This is a genomic window from Streptomyces sp. NPDC058685 (assembly GCF_042714725.1).
Taxonomy (GTDB): domain Bacteria; phylum Actinomycetota; class Actinomycetes; order Streptomycetales; family Streptomycetaceae; genus Streptomyces.
The window spans coordinates 256,477-277,617 of the sequence record NZ_JBHXSL010000002.1; the positions used below are offsets into that span (position 1 = coordinate 256,477).

Below are 21,141 nucleotides of genomic sequence, written 5' to 3' on the forward strand. Positions count from 1 at the left end.
CCCCCTCAGCCCCGGACCCGCAGGCGGTCCGTGCTGTCCTCGCTCGGCTGTACGACGACGATGCCCTGGCCCGAGAAGGCCATCTGGTACGCCTCGCCGCTGCCCCGTCCGACGAGGGAGGAGGCCTTGAAACTGCGCTTGCCCTTCACCTTGAGGTTCGGGGACCACGCGACCAGGGCGTCCGGGTCGACGTACGTCTCGTCCTCGCCACGGCCGCAGTCGACGACGATCGGCGTGCCGCGGGAGGTCAGCGCGACCCAGCCGGTGCCCGCGATCTCCACGTTCCACAGGCCCTGGCCGGCGAACTTGGCCAGGCCCTTGACCCGCTCGACGCCCCACTGGAGGTGCGCGTCGAAGGCCAGCAGATTGGTGCCGTTGACCGAGAGGGAGTCGTTGTTGAGGTTGATGACAACCACATCGGCGCCGTAGTCGGCGAGGTAGAGCAGCCCGTCGCCGGAGCACTTCATGATGGGCGCGCCCTCGCCGGTCACCCACTGGGAGGCGACCTGGCGGACGCCGGGCGGGTTGGGCTCGTACTGGACGAAGCCCTCGTAGGCGACCATCGAGCCGGTGCGTGCGTACAGGTCCTGGCCGGAGGCCATGGCGACCTTGAGCATCGACCGGCCGTGGTTCTCCATACGGGCCGTGATCGGAGTCGGGGCGAAGCCCGCAAGTTGCTGGTTCATGTCTTCGGGCTCCCTCAGACCTCGTACGGCTGGACGACGATGAAGTTGCCGGGGGCGCCCCGGAACTGGAGGTTGATCGTCTCCCCGCTGTGTCCCGGGTACGCGTTGCGGCGCAGCCGGACCTGGCTGGAGAGGATCACCTGGGACGCGGACGACCAGGCGACGACGGCGTTGCAGTCGGCGAAGGTGGTCGGCGTGACCGGCAGGACGACCGGGATGCCGTGCGTCTTCACGACGACGGTGCCGGTGCCCTGGAACTGCATGGTGAACAGCGCGCCGCCGGGGATGCCGTGGCCCTCGATGCGACGGACCTCGTACTGGAGGGACTCGTCGAACGCCAGGACGTTCTCCGCGGAGACGCAGATGCCGTCCCCCTGGAGCTCGATCGGATGCAGATGCGCGCCCTCCTCCGCGAGAAAGACCTGACCGCGGCCGGAACAGCGCATCAGCTGCATCTCCTGGCCCGTCGCATTGCCGACCACGCGACCGGCGAAGCCCGCGCCCTTGTGGCCGAAGTCCACCTTGCCCTGGTACATCACCATGCTGCCCTGACGGGCCAGGACGGGTGTGCCGCCCATGGTGAGGTCGACCCGCATCAACTGCTGGTTCTGCGGGGTCCAGCGCTGGCCGGTGGCCGTCTCGCGGTAGGGCTGGAGCGCGGCCTGGAGACCGGCACCACCCTGCGGGGCACCCTGGGGAACGCCCTGCGGCGCGCCCGGAGGCATCCCCTGGGGCTGGCCGTAGGGAGCCTGCTGACCGTACGGCGCGGGCGCGCCGGGCGGCTGGGCCTGACCCGGGAACTGGCCCGGCATCTGCCCCGGCTGCTGCCCCGGCACCTGTCCGAACTGCGGCTGCTGAGGCGGCTGCCCGTACGGCGAAGGCGCGGGCGGCGGCATGGTGCCCTGCGGGGGCATCGGGGCGGCGACCGTCGGTGCGGTATGCATCTGCGGGTTCGCCGGGGCCGGCGCCTGCGCCGCCGGTGCACCGAACGACGGCGCGGGCTGCGGAGCCTGCGGGGCGGCGGGCGCGCCGAAGGCCGGAGGCGCCGTCGCCTGGGCGGGCGGCCCGAACGACGGTGCGGCCTGCGACTGCTGAGCCGACGGCTGCTCCTCGGCGACCTCGCCGCCGAAGTTCTTCAGCAGCGCGTCGAGTCCGCCGTCGAAGCCCTGACCGATGGCGGCGAAACGCCAGACGTCCTTCAGATAGAAGTCGCCCAGCATCACCGCGCGCTCGGTGGTGAACTCCGAGCCGTTGAACGGATACCGGACGACCTCTTCGCCGCCGGCGACGATCCGGATGTATCCCGGACCGACCTGCGACATCTGTCCGGCACCGTCGATCGTCGCGGTGAAGGACAGCTTGTGGATGTTCGCCGGAATACGGTCGAGCGTGACGCGGAAGGACTCGGTGTCACCGGCCTGCGCGCCCAGCAGCTGAACGGACTCCTCGGGCGACTTCGGCTGGTTGAAGAAGATGAAGTACCGGTCGTCGGAGAGCTGCTCGTTGGCGTCGAGGCCGAAGCAGCTGATGTCGAAGGTCAGCCCAGGAGCCGCGATCTGCACACCTACGTACAGATCCGTTCCCGGCGTGAGATCACTGATCTTGGCCTTGTGGCCGCGTTGGAATTCCCTGGCCATGCGTAACGACCGTCCCCCATCCCGAAGGTGAATACGTCGCGTCAGGCTAACGGCTCAAACCGACATTGAGCCAAGTCCGGACGCAGGCCGGGACACATTCGGTACACGGGATCATGGCCGGTCGGGGGTCATTCCCCGTCGGTGACGGGCAGGTGCGGCAGCCGGTCGGCGGCCACGACGCCCTCGAGATAGCCCCGGGCTCGCTCGGTCCGGGGATACGCCTCCAGCAGCCGCCAGAACCGCGGGCCGTGCCCGGGCACCAGAAGATGTGCCAGTTCGTGGACGAGCACATAGTCGACGACGTACTCCGGCATGCCCTGCAGCCGGTGCGAGAGACGGATGCTGCCCTCGGCCGGGGTGCAGGAGCCCCAGCGGGTGTTCTGATTCGTCACCCATCTCACGGATGTCGGTCTTGCGCGTCCGTCGAAGTACTGGGCGGACAACCGCTCGGCACGCTCGGTCAGTTCGCTGTCACCGAGAATCCGCTTGCTCTCCTGGGCGGCGAGCTTGTCGAGCATGACGCCGACCCAGCGCTGCTCCTCCGCCTCCGACATCCGGGCGGGAATCAGGACGATGGTGCGGTCGCCCTCCCGATAGGCGGAGACCGTTCTGTTGCGGCGCGCGCTCCTGCGGACCTCGACCGCGCTGGTCCCCGATCCGCGGGACGGGCGGCCTGGCACGCTGCGCTGTTGACTTCCCGCACTGTGCGGTGGTGTCTCCCCAGCGACGCGAGGGGAAGGGTCGACGGACACGCCACGACGTTACCCGTTGCAGGTGGGGGAAGTCCCGCCTCCGGAACGGTTCGATCTTGATCCAACCCTTGGCTGCACCATTTGAACGACTAATACCCCAAGCCTGTGGACAACTTTTCACACCCTTCGGCGCGTCCGGGCATTCTGACAACGGATCAGCGGAGAGCCGTTCTTGATCATTCTTCGAGTTCTCGCTCTGCAAGATCCTTCGGTTCTCGGTTCTCTGTTATCGAGGGGGAAGTGGAAATGCATCCGATGGTGAAGCCGGCACTGAGGCGGGCATGGCGGGAGCGGCAGACCGTGCAGTTCGGGGTGACGCCCGCGCACGCGGTCGTGGTCGGGCCCGTGGACACGGCGACGGGCGCTCTGCTGGAGCTGCTCGACGGCACACGCGGGCTTCCGCTGCTGCGGGAGCAGGCCCGGGCGATGGGCATGCCGGACGGGCAGGTGGATGCCTTGGTCAGACGACTGAGCGCGGCGGGACTGCTCGACGACGCGACGGTGGGCGGGCCGGATGCCGATGCCTTACGACAGCGGGCCGGCGCCCTCGACCGCCTGCGTCCCGACCTGGCGACGCTCTGCGTGGTCCATCCTGAACCGGGCGGTGGCATACGGCGGCTGGCTGCCCGACGGGCCATGCGCGTCCAGGTCCGGGGCGCGGGCCGGGTCGGCGCGACCGTCGCCGCGCTGCTCTCCTCGGCCGGGGTCGGACGGGTCGAGGTGCTGGACGGCGGGTGCACCGAGCCGTGGGACATCGCTCCGGGCGGTCTGTCCCCCGCAGCGGTCGGCGACAGAAGGGACACGGCGGCGCGTCAGCTGGTCCGGCGGTCCGCGGCCATCCCGCCTCAACGGCAGCGGGCCCGGGGCCAGTCCGCGCCGTCGGCGGGCTCGCCGGCAACGCCGGGTTCCGCGCCGTCGACCGGGCGCGGGCCCGCACCAGGAGGCGCGAGCGCCGAGCCCGGGCTGTCGCTGGTCGTCGTGTGCCCACGCGACGGTCTCGCCGCGTACGCACCCGATTCCGTCGCGGCCGCCGACTGGATCGCCACGGGCACCCCGCATCTGTACGCCGGTGTGATCGAGGCGACCGGTGTGGTGGGGCCGCTGGTGCTGCCCGGCGGCACGGCGTGTGCCGGATGTCTCGAACTGGGCCGGGCGGACCGTGACCCCGGATGGCGACGACTCCTGGCACAGTGGCGTTCGGCGGGCCGTCGCAGTGGGGCGGTGCCGGCATGCGACATCGCACTCGCCACACTGGTGGCGGGCACAGCGGCGGCGCATGCGCTGTCCTTCCTCGACGGAGAGCTGCCGACCAGTACAGGAGCGCGCTGGGAGACCTCGCTGCCGCTGCTGGACTGGCGATCGGAGAGGATCTCGCCGCACATCGACTGCGTCTGCGGTGCACATGGGAAGAGTGAGAGGGAGCACACCTCGGACTTCGGGCCGTCGCACGAGACAATGGCCGGGTAACCGCCGTACGCGGCTCGGCTGCTGTCGGGGAATTGGAGGGGCGCATGTCTGATCTTCCGCGTAAGGCGGTCACCCGGACGGCCAAGTTGGCCGCATTGCCACTGGGGTTCGCCGGCCGTGCCACATGGGGTCTGGGAAAGCGGATCGGCGGCAAGTCCGCGGAGATCGTCGCCAAGGAGCTGCAACAGCGCACCGCGGAGCAGCTGTTCAAGGTGCTCGGCGAGCTCAAGGGCGGGGCGATGAAGTTCGGGCAGGCCATGTCCGTCTTCGAATCCGCGCTGCCCGAGGACATCGCCGGCCCCTACCGCGCGGCGCTCACCAAGCTCCAGGACGCCGCGCCGCCGATGCCGACGCGCACCGTCCACACGGTTCTCGCCGAGCGGCTCGGGGAGGACTGGCGGGACCTCTTCCTGAGCTTCGAGGACAAACCCGCCGCCGCGGCGTCGATCGGGCAGGTGCACCGAGCGGTGTGGCACGACGGCCGCGAGGTCGCGGTCAAGGTGCAGTACCCGGGTGCGGGTGAGGCGCTGCTCTCCGATCTCACACAACTCAGCCGCTTCGCCCGGCTGCTCGGGCCGCTCATCCCTGGCATGGACATCAAGCCTCTGATCACCGAGCTGCGCGACCGGGTCTCCGAGGAACTCGACTACGAACTGGAGGCGCAGGCGCAGAGCGAGCACGCGGCGGAGTTCGCGGACGATCCCGATGTGCTCGTGCCCGATGTGGTGCACCAGTCCGACCAGGTGCTGGTGACGGAGTGGATCGACGGCATCCCGCTGGCCGAGGTGATCGCGAACGGCACGGAGGAACAGCGGAACCGGGCCGGGCAGCTGCTGGCGCGTTTCCTGTTCTCGGGTCCGGCCCGCACCGGACTGCTGCACGCGGATCCGCACCCGGGCAACTTCCGGCTGCTCCCCGACGAGGAGGGCGAGACCTGGCGGCTCGGGGTGCTGGACTTCGGCACGGTCGACCGCCTGCCCGGCGGGTTGCCCCAGACCATCGGCGACTGTCTGCGGATGACGCTGGAGGGCGAGGCCGACGCGGTGTACGACCTGCTGCGTTCGGAGGGCTTCGTCAAGGACGAGATCGAGCTCGACCCGGACGCGGTGCACGAGTATCTGGTGCCGATCATCGAGCCCGCGGAGGCCGAGGAGTTCACCTTCACGCGGAGCTGGATGCGGACCCAGGCCGCGAGGATCGCCGACATCCGCTCCCCCGCACATCAGCTCGGCAAGCAGCTCAATCTACCGCCGTCCTATCTGCTGATACACCGGGTGACGCTGAGCACCATCGGCGTGCTGTGCCAGCTGAACGCCACCGTGCGGCTCCGGGACGAACTGGAGTCCTGGCTGCCGGGGTTCCTTCCCGAGGACGACGAGGACAGCACCCCGATCGAGGCACCGGCCTGAGCGACCGGCAGGCGGCACAACGGGGGCGGCGCTGCGGTGACACGCAGGTGGGCGGCGGCGCGGCCCGGCGGGGGCGCCTCACCACCAGTCGGAGTCGAGTCTGCCCTCGATCGCGCGGAGGTGGGTCCGTGCGCAGTCGTCGCAGAAGTAGCGACGGACACCGTTCTCCACCGAGCAGGTCCAGGTGAGCGGTGTTCCCTCGGCGGTCTTGCCGCAGTGGGAACATTCGACGCTCTCGGCACCCGGCTGTTGCGGCTGCGGAGTCTGCTGCTGGTCCACCACGTGACGATAACCCCGCGCGGGAGCCGCCGCAGGAAGAACGCACCGCGGGGGCCGGTCCGTTCGGACCGGCCCCCGCGGGTCAGTGGTGTCACGGTGTGACGTGCCGACAGCTGTTACTGCATGACGGCCATGGCGAGCGCACGGCGGGCGCGCATCGAGACGCGCTCGGCGCGGCGCTGCATCCGCCGGGCGGCGACCAGGCGCACGGCCTGGCGTTCCGACTCGGCTTCGCGCAGGCGCTCGTGCATATGCGCACGGGCCATGGCTTCTGGGATGAGTTGCATCTCACGGGTCCTGTTCTGACGCGAGGCGGTCGCGCCGATGGTGGTGACGTCTGGGGTGGCGGAGCCGGACGGCTCGCTCGTGGAAGAGGTCATGGGGGCCAGCTTCTGGGGATCGTGCGTCAGGGGGCGATCGATGGTTCCGGTGATGTTCATGCCGCAACCGGGTTCTTGCGCGGGCGGCCACGCGGCCGCTTGCGGGCCACGACGACACCCTGGATGAAGAGCTCGCCGCCCCAGACGCCCCACGGCTCACGCCGCTCCTTGGCGCCGGCGAGGCAGGCCTCGACCAGCGGGCAGGTACGGCAGAGGGACTTGGCGTACTCGACGTCCGCGGGGGACTCGGCGAAGAAGACCTCCGGGTCGTAGGAACGGCAGGGGACGGGTACGCCGAGGTTCTCGATGGCGTCGTCGAGCGCGGTGAGCGCAGTGAGCGGAGTCAAGGTGGAGTCCTCCGTGAGGGCGGGCGGGGGGATCGTCTCGGAAGGCGGTACGGACGGGGCGTGCGCTTCGAGTTGCACGGTGGTGTCGTTCCTCGTCTTGTCGGTCCGGCCTGTTGGCCGGTTGGCGGTCCCCCGGTTGGGTCCGGGGGGCTGGTACCGGGTGCTGCTGTTCCCGAGGCCCCTTCGCTCCGCCTCCCCCGTTCGGGGAAAACAGAAGGGCCGCGGATCCCGGGTGGGGTTCCGCGGCCCTGAAGGCGCCGGCCTGATCTGAATCAGGCTGGATCACTCCAGGGTTCGAGCCCACGGAAGGCCCACATCGTGTGGTGCTGCGTCTGCTGCTTGGTTTCGGCACTGGTCGCCGCAAAGGCATAGGCCTGGGCCTTCGCCGTTGCTACATCTGCTGCCAGTGCCTTGGTCGGTCGCTCATTGCGGTCCCGGACAGGGAGTCCGCCCAGAGCGATTCCGCCCAGACCGATCACCGGAAGCGCGGCCGAGGAGCCGGACACACCGGTGCCGTTGAACGACGCGGAGAAGCCGAGCGAGCAGGCGGAGGCGGCCGAGCGATCGGTCATTTTGGCGGTGCTGATGAAGCTGGTCTCGATGCTGATCACTGGATTCGCCTCCTCTCGGCGTCTTGGGGACCGGCCGGGGCCGATCACGCGTATTCGGATAAGTACAGCACGACAACAGGGCTTCAGAGAAGTCGCTGTTCCCGTGGTTAAGAACCTATGGGGCCTGCCGGGGCCCGCGCAAACTATTTTTTCGACGAGTTTGTATCAGTCCTCCTCGTCGACTCCTCCAAGCTCTTGACCTGCACAGATGGCGAGGACATCGGCGCCGAAACGCTCCAGCTTGCGTCCGCCGACACCTGAGATACCGGCCAGCTCCCCCTCGTCGCCCGGCACGGCCTCCGCGATCGCCATCAGCGTCTTGTCGGTGAACACGCAGTACGCCGGCTGGCCCAGCTCCTTCGCCTGGTCCGAGCGCCACTCGCGCAGCCGCTCGTACAGCGCCTCGTCCATGTCCGAGGGGCAGTCCTCGCAGCGCATCAGCTTCATCTCGCCCGCATCGGTGAGCGTCTTGCCGCACACCCGGCACAACACGGGGCCGCGCCGCTTGCGCCGGCCGCCCGCGCCGCGCTCGACGCCGCCCGCGCCCCCCGCGCTGCGGGCACCCGGGGCCGCCGACCCCGGACGCATGCCGTTCAGGAAACGGGTCGGGCGACGGGAGGCCCTTCCTCCGGGCGACCGGGAGAGCGCCCAGGAGAGGGACAGATGCAGCCGCGCACGGGTGACCCCGACATAGAGCAGCCGGCGCTCCTCCTCGACCTGTTCGTCGGTCTTGGCGTAGGTGATCGGCATCATGCCCTCGGTGAGTCCGACGAGGAACACCGCGTCCCACTCCAGGCCCTTGGCCGAGTGCAGCGAGGCCAGGGTCACGCCCTGGACGGTGGGGGCGTGCTGGGCGGCCGCCCGCTCGTCCAGTTCGGTCACCAGGTCGGAGAGGGTCGCCTCCGGCTTCACCCGGACGTAGTCCTCGGCGAGACGGACCAGGGCGGCCAGGGACTCCCAGCGGTCGCGCACCGCGCCCGAGCCCGCGGGGGGTTCGCTCGTCCAGTTCTTGGTCGAGAGCACCGCCCTGACCTGGGAGGGGAGGTCCCCGGCGTCGTCGAGCAGCGCGTCGTTGCCGCCGGCGCGGGCCGCGCCGCGCAGGGCGATGCCCGCCTCGCGGACCTCCTGGCGCTCGAAGAAGCGCTCCGCTCCGCGCAGCTGGTAGGGGACGCCCGCGTCGGCGAGCGCCTGCTCGTAGACCTCGGACTGGGAGTTGACGCGGTAGAGGACCGCGATCTCGCCGGCCGGAACGCCCGCGGCGATCAGGTCGCGGATGCGGCGGGCGGTGCCTTCGGCCTCGGCCGGTTCGTCCGCGTACTCCACGTATGCCGGGTCGGGGCCGGTCTCGCGCTGGGAGATCAGTTCGAGCCGGTGCTCGGCGGCGCGGCCGCGGGCCTGGCTCAGCAGACCGTTGGCAAGGTGCACGACCTGGGGAGTCGAGCGGTAGTCGCGGACCAGTTTGACCATGGTCGCGCCGGGGTGGCGGGCGCGGAAGTTCAGCAGGTGGTCCGGGGTGGCCCCGGTGAAGGAGTAGATCGTCTGGCTGGCGTCTCCCACCACGCACAGGCTGTCCCGCTCGCCGAGCCACAGGTCGAGAAGCCGCTGCTGGAGCGGGCTGACGTCCTGGTACTCGTCGACCACGAAGTTCTGGTACTGGCGGCGGATCTGGTCGGCGATGTCGTGGCGGTCCTGGAGGATGCCGACCGTGAGCAGGAGGACGTCCTCGAAGTCCATCGCCGAGCGGTCGCGCTTGAGCTGCTCGTACATCGCGTAGATCTGGCTGATTTCGGCCGGGTCCCGGGGGGCGTCGCGGACGGACTTCGTGACGGCGGCCGGATAGTCCGCGGGGACGGTCTGGGTGACCTTCGCCCACTCGATCTCGCTCGTCACGTCGCGCAGTTCGTTGCGGTCCAGCCGGATGCGGCAGCGCGCGGCCGCCTCGGCGACCAGCTGGATCTTGCGGTCCAGCAGCCGTGGCATGTCGCCGCCGACCGCCTTGGGCCAGAAGTACTGGAGCTGGCGCAGGGCGGCGGAGTGGAAGGTGCGGGCCTGGACCCCGCCGGCGCCGAGCTGGCGCAGCCGGCCCCGCATCTCACCCGCGGCGCGGTTGGTGAAGGTGACGGCCAGCACGCCGGCGGGCTGGAGAATGCCCGCGCGCACCCCGTACGCGATGCGGTGGGTGATCGCGCGCGTCTTGCCCGTGCCGGCGCCTGCCAGCACGCACACCGGGCCGTGCAGGGAGGTCGCCACTTCGCGCTGCTCGGGGTCGAGCCCGTCGAGCACCGCATCGGCCGACTCGGGCACCTGCGGGAAAAGGGAGGAGTGCGTTGCTGCTGTCACCCCGCCATGCTGCCAGGTCCACAGGGGCGGGTGCGGCGCTTGTCCACAGGGGAGCGGGTGCGGTCGTATCAGTACGGGAATGGCGGGCCGCTCACGTACGTTCTAGTGCCGTGCGACCACGCACCGCAGTGAGTGGGACGCAGTCAGCGAGACAGAGGAGCGCGAGAGACCATGCCGGGCACTGTGACGATGTACAGCACCACGTGGTGCGGATACTGCCGTCGGCTCAAGGGCCAGATGGACCGTGAGGGCATCGCTTACACCGAGATCAACATCGAGCAGGACCCGGATTCCGCGGCCTTCGTCGAGAAGGCCAACGGCGGCAACCAGACGGTGCCGACCGTGCTCTTCCCGGACGGCTCGACGCTGACCAACCCCTCGCTGGCGCAGGTCAAGCAGAAGATCGGCGCCTGACCGCGCACGCACATGCGCGCCCCCGCTCGACGATGTCGGGCGGGGGCGTTGTCATGCCGGGACCGTGAGAAGCACGAGAGCACGAGAAACGCGAGAAACGCAGCCCACGGTGGGCGCCGCCGGGATCGGGGATCCCGGCGGCACCTCAGTTGGCGCTGCCCGGCTTCGGCAGCGGCTTGCCGTACCAGAGCTCGATCAGGCGGGCGGCGATGGAGATCCCGTACGGCGGCAGCACCTCACCGGACTCGAACGCGGCCCGCAGGTCCTCGCGGGAGAACCAGCGCGCCTCGTGGATCTCCTCGCCGTCGACGTTGATCTCGGACGAGGTCGCCCGGGCCATGAAGCCGAGCATCAGGCTCGACGGGAACGGCCAGGGCTGGCTGGCGATGTACTCGACGTCGCCGACCGTCACGCCGGCCTCCTCCCAGACTTCCCGGCGCACCGACTGCTCGATCGACTCCCCCGGCTCCACGAACCCGGCGAGTGTGGAGAAGCGACCTTCCGGCCAGTGCACCTGGCGGCCCAGCAGGGCGCGGTCCTCCTCGTCCGTGACCAGCATGATCACGGCCGGATCCGTACGCGGGTAGTGCTCCGCGCCGCAGGCCGGGCAGCGGCGGATGTGGCCCGCGGCCGCGATGACCGTGCGTTCGCCGCAGCGTGAGCAGAAGCGGTGCAGCCGCTGCCAGTTCTCCAGCGCGACGGCGTGGACCATCAGACCGGCGTCGCGCGGGGAGAGCAGCAGACCGGCCTCGCGCAGTCCGGCGGGCCTGGCCGACTGGTCGATCCGGCCCGGCAACGCGTCCTTCTGGAGCGCGAAGTAGCGCACGCCGTCCTCGTCGGTGCCGAGGAAGTAGCGGTGGGTCTCGGTGACGGGGGCCTCGAAGGCCGGGGTCATCACCAGTTCGGTACGGCCGTCCGCGCGTTCGTCGATGAGGACCTGGCCGCCGGAGACCACGAAGACACGCGTCGACGGGTGGCTCCAGGCCGCAGCCAGCCATGCCTCGTCGAGACGGTGGTGCGCCTCGCGGTCGATGCCGCTCGGTGCGGTGAGACCGATCGGGAGGTCCCCGGCGCCGGCGAAAGTGTTGGTGCTCACGGTTCTTCCAACTCCCCCGAGTGGATTGGGTGTCAGTTAGCGGAGGGCGGCGGCGAGGTCGCCCCACAGGTGCGCGGTGGTCTCCACACCCTTGAGCAGCAGGTCGATCTCGACCTTCTCGTCGGGCGCGTGCCAGCCGTCGGAGGGTACGGAGATGCCCAGGAAGAGCACGGGCGCCGCCAGGACGTCCTGGAGGTCGGCCGCCGGTCCCGAGCCGCCTTCACGGGTGAAGAGGATCTTCTGCCCGTCGAAGGCCCGGCCCATCGCCCGTACGACGGACTGGAGGGCGGGGTGGTCCAGCGGGGTGAGGCAGGGGCGGGTCGATGCCCCGAAGGTGAGGTCGTAGCGGATACCGGTGGGGACGAGGGACGCCAGCCACTGGCTCACCGCCACCTCGATCTTGTCCGGATCCTGGCCCGCGACCAGCCGGAAGGTCAGCTTCAGCTGCGCCGACGCCGGGATGATCGTCTTGCCGCCGGGGCCCTGGTAGCCGCCGCCGATGCCGTTGACCTCGGCGGTCGGCCGGGCCCAGATGCGTTCCAGGGTGGAGTAGCCGGCCTCCCCGAGCGTGCCGTGGGACCTGGCCGTCTTCAGCCAGGCCGCCTCGTCGAAGGGCAGCTCGGCGAAGAGTTCCCGCTCGGCGTCGGTCAGGGGCGTGATGTCGTCGTAGAAGCCGGGAACGGTGACCCGTTCGTCGGCGTCGTGCAGAGCGGCCACCAGCCGCGCCGCGACCGTCGCCGGGTTGGGCACCGCACCGCCGAACGACCCGGAGTGGATGTCCTGGTCGGGGCCGTACAGCTCGATCTCGCAGTCCGCGAGGCCGCGCATGCCGGTGCAGACGGTGGGGGTGGTCTCCGACCACATGCCGGTGTCCGAGACGATCACGACATCGGCGGCGAGGCGGGCGGCCTCGGCCTCGACCAGCTCGCGGAAGTGCGGGGAGCCCGACTCCTCCTCACCCTCGATCAGCAGCTTGAGGTTGACGGCGGGCGCGGTGCGCCCGGTGGCGGCGAGGTGGGCGCGGACGCCCAGGGTGTGGAAGAAGACCTGGCCCTTGTCGTCCGCCGCACCACGTGCGTACAGCCTGCCGTCGACGGTCACGGGCTCGAAGGGATCGGAGTGCCAGCCGTCCTCGCGGGCGGCGGGCTGGACGTCGTGGTGTCCGTAGACGAGGACGGTCGGGGCGTCCGGGTCGCCGGCGGGCCACTCGGCGAACACCGCGGGAGCACCGGCCGTCCGCCAGACCTCGGCGACCGGGAAGCCGGTCTCCAGGAGCTTGGCGGCGAGCCAGTCGGCACTGCGTCGTACATCGGCGGCACGGTCGGGCTGTGCCGACACGGAGGGGATGCGCAGCCACTCCGCGAGGTCGTCGAGGAAGGCTGCGCGGTGCTGCTGGATGTACGTACGGACGACGCTGTCCGGGGTGTCGCTCATGCTGGTGAGCCTAACGGGCCTCGGCTGCCGGTTCCTCCGCCGTCTCGCCCAGCAGGATGCCTTCCAGTGCCACGCGGTCCGGGAGGTCCGGCGGCCGGACGACCTCGCCGCTGCGCACGAAGACGAACGCGGCGTCGACGGCCTCCAGCGGCAGGTCGTGCTGCTCGGCCCAGGCCAGGCGGTAGACGGCCAGCTGGAGTGGGTCGGCTGTGCCGCTGCGGCTGGTCTTCCAGTCGACGATCTCGTACGCGTGCGGCGTGCCGGTCTCCGTGGGGCGGTAGACGGCGTCGATACGGCCCCGGATCACGCGGCCGGCGAGGGTGATCTGGAACGGGGACTCCACCCGGTAGGGCGTGCGATGGGCGTACGGGGTGCGCTCGAAGGCGTCCTTGAGCGCTTCCAGGTCGCGCTCGTCCGCGATCTCCGGCGTCTCGGTGTCGTCGCCCGTGAGCTCGTCCGGGCCGAGCATCGGCAGCGGGAGCTCCTCGAAGCGGGACTCCACCCAGGCGTGGAACCGGGTGCCCCTGCGGGCCGCGGGCTGGGGCGGACGCGGCATGGGGCGGGCCAGCTCCTGGGCGAAGCCGTCGGGGTCGGCGGCGAGACGCATGAGCTGGGATGCGGTGAGGGACGGCGGCACGGGCACGGCCCGCACACCGGTGCGGCTGCGGCGGAGCTCCCCGGCGAGCGCGTCGAGGTCCCGGTCCCAGGACGCGATCGCGCGGGCGTCCTCGGGGGTGAGTACGTCCTCGGGAGTGCGTGGCTTCTCGGGGGCGTGACGGGCGTCGTCGTGCCGGTCGGGCGGCGGGCCCGCCTGGTGCGGAACGGCCCGTGAGAGCTCCGGTCCGCGGGTCCCGGACACGGCTGCGGATGTGCCGGACGGTGCCGGTGGTTCATGCGCGGCGGCAGGGAGGGCGGTGGCGGAATCAAGGCCCTCCGGGTCGGCGGAGTACGGGTCGGCGGGGTCGTGCGGCTCGTCCTCCGGGTCGTCGAACGGCGCCTCCTCGTCGTCCCAGAGGGCCCACTCCTCGTCGTCAGGAGGCTCGGGGACCGGCTCCGGCTCGGGCTCCGGGCCGGCGTCGAGGTGGGCCAGCACCGTCTCCGCCGCGGCCCGTCGCCGGGCCAGGGACGTCGGGTCCAGCGGAAGGGGCCAGGCCCGCTCGGGCCCGGTCGTGTCCAGGCAGGGGTTCTCCGCGTCCTCCGGCGGCTCGTCGGCCCAGGCCTCGATCTCGCCGAAGCCCTCGGTGCAGTGGTCGTGGAGTGCCTGGAGGAACGCGGACGGGCCGCGCCGGCGCTTCTGCGTCGGGCCCCACCAGTGCCCGGAGCCGAGCAGCAGCGTGCGGGGGCGGGTGAAGGTGACGTATCCGAGGCGCAGTTCCTCCGTGTGCTGATGGTCCTTCATCGCCTCCTTGAAGGCCTTCAGTCCTCCCGCGTCCCAGCTCGTGACGTCCGGAAGGGTGCCCGCGTCACCCCGCAGGGCGTGCGGCAGGACCTTGGACTGGGAGGTCCACGCCTCCCGCGCCTGGTCGTTCGGGAAGTGCTTGGCGGTCAGGCCGGGGACCGCGACGACGTCCCACTCCAGCCCCTTGGACTTGTGCGCGGTCAGGACCTTGACGGTGTTCTCGCCACCCGGCAGGGCGTTGTCCAGGCCCTTCTCGTACTGCGCGGCCGTGCGCAGGAAGGCGAGAAAGGCCAGCAGCGAGGCCTCTCCGTCCAGCGCGGCGAAACGGGCCGCTGTGTCGAGGAAGTTGGAGAGCGTCTCACGCCGCCGGGCCGCCAGGGCGTGCGGGGACGCGGAGAGTTCGACCTCGAGGCCCGTCGTGCCGAGGACGCGGTGCAGTACGTCCATCAGGGGATCGGCCAACGACCGCCGCAGATCACGCAGTTCGGACGCGAGACGGGCGAAGCGGACCCGTGCCTCGGCGGAGAAGGCCAGCTCGTCGTCGCCGTCGGCCGATTCGAGGAACGTGTCCAGGGCGTCCGCGAGCGAGATGACCTCGGCCGGGTCCGTGCCTTCGACGGCCGCCGCCAGCCGCTCGTCCGGGTCCGTCCCGTCGGCGCGGGCACGGTGCACGAGCAGCCGGGCCCGGCGGCCCAGCAGAGCCAGGTCCCGCGGCCCGATCCGCCAGCGGGGGCCGGTCAGCAGTCGCACCAGCGAGGCGTTGGCCCCGGGGTCCTGGAGGACTTCGCACACCGCGACCAGGTCGGCCACCTCGGGCAGATGCAGCAGCCCGGACAGACCGACGACCTCGACGGGGACGTCGCGCGCGACCAGGGCGGCCTGGATCTCGGGAAAGTCGCCCGCCGTCCGGCACAGGACCGCGATCTCACCGGGCTCCTTGCCCGTGCGCACGAGGTGGGCGATCGAGTCGGCGAGCCACGCGATCTCCTCCTCGTGCGTCGCCAGCAGTGCGCAGCGCACCATGCCGTCGCGCTCGGCGCCGGACGCGGCCCGCAGCGCCTCGACGCCTTCGTGCATGGCGCGCAGCGGCGTCGCCAGATTGTTGGCCAGATGCAGCAGCCGGCCGCCGCTGCGGCGGTTCTCGCTGAGCGAGAACCGCGTGGCGGGACGGGCGTCGGCGTGCGCGAAGTGGGAGGGGAAGTCGTCGAGGTTGGCCACCGAGGCTCCGCGCCAGCCGTAGATGGCCTGGCAGGGGTCGCCGACCGCGGTCACCGCGTGACCGGTGCCCTGGCCGAACAGTCCGGACAGCAGCAGCCGTTGGGCGACGGAGGTGTCCTGGTACTCGTCGAGCAGAACGACACGGAACTCGTCCCGCAGGATCGCACCGACCTCGGGCCGGGTGAGCGCGAGCTCGGCCGAGAGGGCGATCTGGTCGCCGAAGTCGAGCAGCTCACGGGAGCGCTTGGCCTCCCGGTACCGGATGGTGAGGTCGAGCAGTTCACGGCGCGCGGCCGCGGCCTCGGGAACCTTGCGCAGCTCGGCGTTGGTCAGCCGGACCCCGTCGAGGGTGCGCAGCAGCTCGGAGTCGTACGAACCGAGCTGCTCCGGGGGCACCAGATGCTCCGCGAGCTCCGCGTCGAGCGCAAGCAGATCGCTGACCAGCGAGGGGAAGGACCGGGTCAGCGAGGGGTAGGGACCGGGCGCCTCGCGCAGTACGCGTGCGGCGAGTTGGTAGCGGGTGGCGTCGGCGAGCAGCCGGGCGGTCGGCTCCAGCCCTATCCGCAGCCCGTGGTCGGCCAGGAGCTGCCCGGCGAAGGCGTGGTAGGTGGAGATGCGCGGCTCGCCCGGGGGGTTGTCCGGGTCGATGACGTCGGGATCGGTCACCCCCGCGCGTACGAGAGCGGTGCGGACCCGCTCGGCGAGCTCTCCCGCCGCCTTGTTCGTGAACGTGAGTCCGAGGACCTGCTCGGGCGCGACCCGGCCGGTGCCGACGAGCCACACCACCCGGGCGGCCATCACCGTCGTCTTCCCCGACCCGGCTCCGGCCACGATGACCTGCGGGGCGGGCGGTGCCGTGATGCAGGCCGTCTGCTCCGGGGTGAAGGGGATGCCGAGGAGCTCGTTGAGCTGCTCGGGATCGGTGATGCGGGCGTTCACTCCAGAGAGGCTAATGGGGACCACTGACAGCAGTGGTCCCCATCGGCCTCCGCGGGCTCAGGCGTCCGGCTCGGGCCGTCAGCCTTCGGGCTCCGCGCTCCGGGCTACGGACCTCGGACCCACGTGCCGGGCTACGGGCCTCGGACCCACGTGCCGGGCTACGGACCTCGGACCCACCTGCCGGGCGCAGGCGCCTGGTCTCAGGCGTCCGGCCCGGCGCCCGCGTCCGCTCCGCCCAGCTTGTCCAGGTCGACGACCTGGTCTGCCGGCGGGGCCGTGACCTTCACCGGCTTGTCGTAGTCGGAGAACGTCATCGTGCCGGGCTCGTCACCACCGACCACCACGACCTTCAGCAGGTAGGGCTTGCCCTCCTTGGCCACGTACATCGTGAGCGTCTCGCCGCCCGTCTTCTTCTTCACGAGCGTCACCGCGGGCCGGCCGTCCACATCGGCGTCGGGGCCCTTGGTCATGCCCCGACGGTCCGACTTCTCGCTGTCCATGTCGCTGATCATGGTGTTCACGTCGCAGGCACCCCCCATCTCACCGGCGGACTCGGCGGGCATCTTCAGCCAGCGGCCCTTCATCAGCTCCACCGCGGCGTCGGCCTCGGACTTCGGCATCTCGCTCCCGGTCAACTGCGCCCGGTAGAAGTTCTCGTCGCCCTTCATGTACAGGACCTCGTCCAGCTGGACGAGTTCGAGAGAGTTGCCGGCGGGGCCCATCGTGCCCTTGCAGGAGCCCTGCGAGTCGGCGGTGAAGTCGATGTCCCCTTCCTCACCGTCGCTGGTGACCCGCCCGGCCATGCGCACCGAGCCTGCGGCCTTCGTCGCGGCGATCGCCTTGTCGCTGATCTTGTCGGCGGTGAGTCCGACGAAGGGATCGGCAGGAGCCTTCGGTGTGGCGGCGGCTTCCTTCTTCGCGCCCGAGCTGCCGTCGGACGTGCTGCCGCTGTCCTTCGAGCAGCCCGTCAGTCCGGCGATCACGGTCGCGCAGACCGCTGCCGAAACCAGAAACGTACGTCGTGCCGCCATCTGCTTCTCCTCTGAACCCCGTTGGTGTCTCGCCCCTTGGGCGACACACGCCGACAGCCAATGGATGCACGCGGATGGTGTGGCGTGGGCCACAACACCCCGTCATTCGACTGTCTGGCGGCCCTCCGGCTGGGCGCTGCACGAGGCGCGGAACGCGCAGTGGGTGCAGTGCTGCCCGGCGGACGGGGTGAAGCGTTCGTCCAGGACGCGGCCGGCAGCGGTGGCGAGCAGGTCCCCGACCCACTCCCCCGTCAGCGCTTCCTGCGCCTGGATCCTGGGCAGGGCCTCGCCGCCCTCCTTCTTGGGGGCGGCCTGCCGCAGCTGAACGAGTTCGGCACCGCCCGGCTCGGGACGGCGGCCGTCGAAGGCGTCGTCGAGCGCGCCCTCCCGCACGGCGAGCTGATACACGGCGAGTTGGGGGTGGTGGGCCACCTCGTCCTTGGTGGGCGTCTGCTTGCCGGTCTTGAAGTCGACGACGTACGCGCGCCCCTCGGCGTCCTGCTCCACGCGGTCCATGGAGCCGCGGATGCGCACCTCGTACTCACCGGCCTCCAGCGTCACGTCGAAGTCGTGTTCCGTCGCGGTGGGAACGCGGCCGCCGCGGTCCATCACATGCCAGCGCAGGAACCGTTCGAGGGCCACGCGCGCGTGCTGCTTCTCCTGCCGCGACTTCCAGGGCGCGTCGAAGACGAGCGCGTCCCAGACCGAGTCGAGCCGCTCCATCAGGACGGCGAGGTCGGCGGGAGTACGGCCGGAGGCCACCTCGTCGGCCAGTACGTGGACGACGTTGCCGAACCCCTGGGCGGCGGTGGCGGGTGCGTCCGCCTTCACCTCACGGCCCAGGAACCACTGGAGGGCACAGGTGTTGGCGAGCTGGTCCAGGGCACTTCCGGACAGCGTGACCGGCTCGTTGCGGTCGCGCAGGGGGAGGCGGCTGTGGGTGGGCTCGTACAGGCCCCACCAGCGATAGGGGTGCGCTGCGGGGACGAGCGGCTGGCCCTCATCGTCGGCGAGTGCCGCCAGGCGCGCGAGCCGTCGGGCGGCGGCGTCCCGCAGCGCGGGGGACGCCTCGGGGTCGACGGTCGTGGCACGCAGTTCGGCGACGAGCGCGGAGACGGCGAGGGGACGACGGGGGCGGCCGGTGACATCCTTCGGCTCGGCTCCGAACTCGGTCAGGAACCGGGAGGGCTGGTCGCCGTCGTCGGCGGGCGCCTTGACCGCGGTGACGACGAGCCGGTCGCGGGCGCGGGTGGCCGCGACGTAGAAGAGCCGGCGCTCCTCGGCGAGCAGGGCGCCCGGCGTCAGCGGCTCGGCCAGGCCGTCCCGTCCGATGCGGTCGGCCTCCAGGAGCGAACCACGGCGGCGGAGGTCCGGCCACAGGCCCTCCTGGACACCGGCCACGACGACGAGGCTCCATTCGAGGCCCTTGGAGCGGTGCGCGGTCATCAGGCGTACGGCGTCGGGCCGGACTTCCCGCTTCGAGAGGGTGTCGGCTGCTATGTCCTGGGCCTCGATCTCCTCGATGAAGTTGAGGGCGCCGCGGCCGCCGGTGCGTTCCTCGGCGCGGGCCGCGGTGTCGAAGAGCGCGCACACGGCGTCGAGGTCACGGTCGGCGTTGCGGCCGCCGGGACCGCCGCGGAGGGCGGCGCGTTCGAGACGCTGCGGCCAGGGGGTGCCGTCCCACAGCGCCCAGAGCGCCTCTTCGGCGGTGCCGCCGCCTTCGAGCAGCTCACGCGCGGTGCGCAGGAGACCGCCGAGACGTTGGGCGCCGCGGGCGTACGAGGGGTCGTGGGCGACGAGGCGTTCCGGCTCGGCGAGTGCGCGGGCGAGGAGGAGGTCGGAGGGAGGCGGAAGCTTGTTCCCTGCGGCACGCTCCTCGTCCCGCAGGGCACGCCCGAGCCGTCGGAGGTCGGCGGCGTCCATGCCGCCGAGGGGCGAGGCGAGAAGGGTGAGGGCGGTCTCGGTGTCGAGCCAGGGGGCGGGGGCGGCGCTCTCGGGGGCGTCGTCCGGGTCGGCCGGCGCCTCGGCAGCCTCCGAGGCCTCGTCCGGGTTCGTGACTGCTTCCGGGCTCGCGGTTGCTTCCGACGCCTCCGACCGCTCGGCGTCCGCGTCGACGGAGGGCCGCGCCGCCGGATGCGCGGCGGCCGCCGTCGCCACCGCCCTCAACGCCGTCAACAGCGGCGACACCGCAGGCTCGTGGCGCAGCGGAACGTCCGCGCCGTCCACTTCCAGGGGTACGCCCGCGGACGTCAGGGCCCGCCGGATCGAGGGGATCGTGCGGTCACCGGCACGGACCAGCACCGCCATGTCGGACCAGGGGACGCCGTCCTCCAGATGGGCCCGGCGGAGGATGTCCGCGATGTTCTCCACTTCCGTGGACGCGGTCGGGAAGGTGTACGTCTCCACCGTCCCGCCCTCGCGGACCGCGGACAGGTCGCGGTGCGCCCGCACCTTGTCGGAGGGCAGTCGCGTCAGCGGCATCCGGCGGGTCAGCAGCCGGGTCGCCTCCAGCAGCAGCGCACCGCTGCGGCGGGACGTCCTGAGGACCGCGACGCCCGGGGGGCTGCCGTCCGCGTGCCGGAACGCGTCCGGGAAGTCGAGGATGCCGTTCACGTCCGCGCCGCGGAACGCGTAGATCGACTGGTCCGGGTCGCCGAACGCGACCAGCGTCCGGCCACCGCCCGCCAGCGCCTGCAACAGCCGCACCTGGGACGGGTCGGTGTCCTGGTACTCGTCGACGAACACGGCGTCGTACGGGAAGTCGTACGGCGACGCGGTGCGTTCCGCGAGCAGCACCGCCCGGTGCACCAGTTCCGCGTAGTCGAGGACGCCCTGCATGTCGAGGACGTCGAGGTACTCGGCGAGGAAGGACGCCGCCGCCCGCCAGTCGGGCCGTCCGGTGCGCGCGGCGAATCGGGCCAGGGAGTCCGGTCCGAGGCCCAGTTCGCGGCTGCGGGCCAGCACCGCGCGCACCTCGTCGGCGAAGCCTCGCGTCGTCAGGCAGGCCCGCAGGTCGTCCGGCCACTGCTGGCGTGCCAGGCCTTCCCCCTCCAGGTCGATCTGGCCCGCCAGCAGCTCACGCACGGCGACGTCCTGCTCGGGACCCGACAGCAGGCGCAGCGGCTCGGAGAACAGGTCGGCGTCCTGGTGCGCGCGGACCAGGGCGTAGCAGAAGGAGTGGAACGTCGTGGCCTGCGGACCCTGTGCGCCGCCGAGCCGCACCGCCATCCTGTCCCGCAGTTCGACCGCGGCCCTGCGGCTGAAGGTGAGCACCAGGATGCGTTCCGGATCGGCTCCCTTGGCCACCCGCGCGGCGACCGCCTCGACCAGGGTCGTGGTCTTCCCGGTCCCCGGACCAGCGAGAACGAGCAGCGGACCGTGATCGTGGTCAACCACAGCCCGCTGGGTTGCGTCCAGGAGAGGGGGATCCGCGGCGCCCGGCGGGGTACGCACCAGCCGGTAGGCGCCCGGGGTCCTTCCCCTGAGCCCCTGCGGGCGTGGGGGGACCCCCTGCCGTACCTGTTGCGGGTACGGCGTACGCCCGGTGGTGGAGGAGGAGCTCACGTGGATCGCCGGTCCTGGTGGGTGTGCTGGTGCTGATGGAGCGGTTCGTGCCGCGCCCTGGAGACGCTACGCCAGCGCGCGGCGGCGACGCAGCGAGTCCGCCGGGTACCGGAAGAACGCCGGAATCGGCGCATACTC

16 protein-coding genes are annotated in these 21,141 nt (G+C 71.4%); 3 read left to right on the forward strand and 13 right to left on the reverse strand.

Features of this window, described 5'->3' with window-relative positions; translation table 11 throughout:
• Nucleotides 1-5 precede the first annotated feature (5 nt).
• The 3 genes from ACFWU3_RS02885 to ACFWU3_RS02895 all read right to left on the reverse strand — a co-directional run bounded on the left by ACFWU3_RS02885 (nucleotide 6) and on the right by ACFWU3_RS02895 (nucleotide 3,075).
• Nucleotides 6-686: an AIM24 family protein gene (locus ACFWU3_RS02885; protein WP_313944234.1), complete on the reverse strand. Its 681-nt coding sequence runs from the start codon at nucleotides 684-686 to the stop codon at nucleotides 6-8.
• A gap of 14 nt (nucleotides 687-700) precedes the next feature.
• On the reverse strand, nucleotides 701-2,323 hold the full coding sequence (locus tag ACFWU3_RS02890; protein WP_384430125.1) for a TerD family protein: 1,623 nt from the start codon (nucleotides 2,321-2,323) through the stop codon (nucleotides 701-703).
• 128 nt (nucleotides 2,324-2,451) lie between these two features.
• Complete coding sequence (locus tag ACFWU3_RS02895) at nucleotides 2,452-3,075, reverse strand: SprT-like domain-containing protein (RefSeq protein WP_384430128.1); 624 nt, start codon at nucleotides 3,073-3,075, stop codon at nucleotides 2,452-2,454.
• A gap of 246 nt (nucleotides 3,076-3,321) precedes the next feature.
• Here ACFWU3_RS02895 and ACFWU3_RS02900 point away from each other — a divergent pair, with 246 nt between their 5' ends.
• Both ACFWU3_RS02900 and ACFWU3_RS02905 read left to right on the forward strand, forming a co-directional pair.
• Nucleotides 3,322-4,542: a ThiF family adenylyltransferase gene (locus ACFWU3_RS02900; protein ID WP_384430280.1), complete on the forward strand. Its 1,221-nt coding sequence runs from the start codon at nucleotides 3,322-3,324 to the stop codon at nucleotides 4,540-4,542.
• A gap of 44 nt (nucleotides 4,543-4,586) precedes the next feature.
• Complete coding sequence (locus ACFWU3_RS02905) at nucleotides 4,587-5,951, forward strand: ABC1 kinase family protein (protein ID WP_384430131.1); 1,365 nt, start codon at nucleotides 4,587-4,589, stop codon at nucleotides 5,949-5,951.
• Between the two features lie 78 nt (nucleotides 5,952-6,029).
• On the opposite strand, the gene ACFWU3_RS02910 is transcribed toward ACFWU3_RS02905, so the two are convergent.
• From ACFWU3_RS02910 to ACFWU3_RS02930, 5 genes are all read right to left on the reverse strand, one after another.
• The gene (locus ACFWU3_RS02910; RefSeq protein ID WP_384430134.1) at nucleotides 6,030-6,230 is read right to left on the reverse strand and encodes a hypothetical protein; all 201 of its coding nucleotides are present in this window, start codon (nucleotides 6,228-6,230) and stop codon (nucleotides 6,030-6,032) included.
• A gap of 116 nt (nucleotides 6,231-6,346) precedes the next feature.
• Nucleotides 6,347-6,670 carry a hypothetical protein gene (locus tag ACFWU3_RS02915; protein ID WP_327680509.1) on the reverse strand — a complete coding sequence of 108 codons (324 nt, stop codon included), beginning with the start codon at nucleotides 6,668-6,670 and terminating at the stop codon, nucleotides 6,347-6,349.
• Nucleotides 6,667-7,035 (reverse strand): WhiB family transcriptional regulator, encoded by a 369-nt coding sequence (locus tag ACFWU3_RS02920; protein WP_327680511.1) that lies wholly within the window; start codon nucleotides 7,033-7,035, stop codon nucleotides 6,667-6,669. The genes ACFWU3_RS02915 and ACFWU3_RS02920 overlap by 4 nt, the downstream gene beginning before the upstream one ends.
• Nucleotides 7,036-7,229: 194 nt before the next feature.
• The gene (locus ACFWU3_RS02925) at nucleotides 7,230-7,568 is read right to left on the reverse strand and encodes a hypothetical protein (RefSeq protein WP_384430137.1); all 339 of its coding nucleotides are present in this window, start codon (nucleotides 7,566-7,568) and stop codon (nucleotides 7,230-7,232) included.
• Between the two features lie 165 nt (nucleotides 7,569-7,733).
• Entirely contained in the window at nucleotides 7,734-9,908 is a 2,175-nt protein-coding gene (locus ACFWU3_RS02930) for an ATP-dependent DNA helicase UvrD2 (RefSeq protein WP_384430140.1), read from the reverse strand.
• Between the two features lie 171 nt (nucleotides 9,909-10,079).
• On the opposite strand from ACFWU3_RS02930, the gene ACFWU3_RS02935 reads away from it, so the two are divergent.
• Nucleotides 10,080-10,322, forward strand: a complete 243-nt coding sequence (locus tag ACFWU3_RS02935; RefSeq protein WP_313944243.1) for a mycoredoxin — start codon at nucleotides 10,080-10,082, stop codon at nucleotides 10,320-10,322.
• Nucleotides 10,323-10,467: 145 nt separating this feature from the next.
• Here ACFWU3_RS02935 and nudC read toward each other — a convergent pair whose 3' ends face one another.
• From nudC to ACFWU3_RS02960, 5 genes are all read right to left on the reverse strand, one after another.
• Entirely contained in the window at nucleotides 10,468-11,418 is a 951-nt protein-coding gene (nudC, locus tag ACFWU3_RS02940) for an NAD(+) diphosphatase (protein WP_384430144.1), read from the reverse strand.
• A 36-nt stretch (nucleotides 11,419-11,454) separates the two neighbouring features.
• Nucleotides 11,455-12,852 carry a dipeptidase gene (locus tag ACFWU3_RS02945; RefSeq protein ID WP_384430148.1) on the reverse strand — a complete coding sequence of 466 codons (1,398 nt, stop codon included), beginning with the start codon at nucleotides 12,850-12,852 and terminating at the stop codon, nucleotides 11,455-11,457.
• Nucleotides 12,853-12,862: 10 nt separating this feature from the next.
• On the reverse strand, nucleotides 12,863-16,408 hold the full coding sequence (locus tag ACFWU3_RS02950; RefSeq protein ID WP_384430151.1) for a UvrD-helicase domain-containing protein: 3,546 nt from the start codon (nucleotides 16,406-16,408) through the stop codon (nucleotides 12,863-12,865).
• A gap of 200 nt (nucleotides 16,409-16,608) precedes the next feature.
• On the reverse strand, nucleotides 16,609-17,439 hold the full coding sequence (locus tag ACFWU3_RS02955) for a hypothetical protein (protein ID WP_384430154.1): 831 nt from the start codon (nucleotides 17,437-17,439) through the stop codon (nucleotides 16,609-16,611).
• A gap of 102 nt (nucleotides 17,440-17,541) precedes the next feature.
• Complete coding sequence (locus ACFWU3_RS02960; RefSeq protein WP_384430157.1) at nucleotides 17,542-21,003, reverse strand: ATP-dependent helicase; 3,462 nt, start codon at nucleotides 21,001-21,003, stop codon at nucleotides 17,542-17,544.
• Between the last annotated feature and the right edge of the window lie 138 nt (nucleotides 21,004-21,141).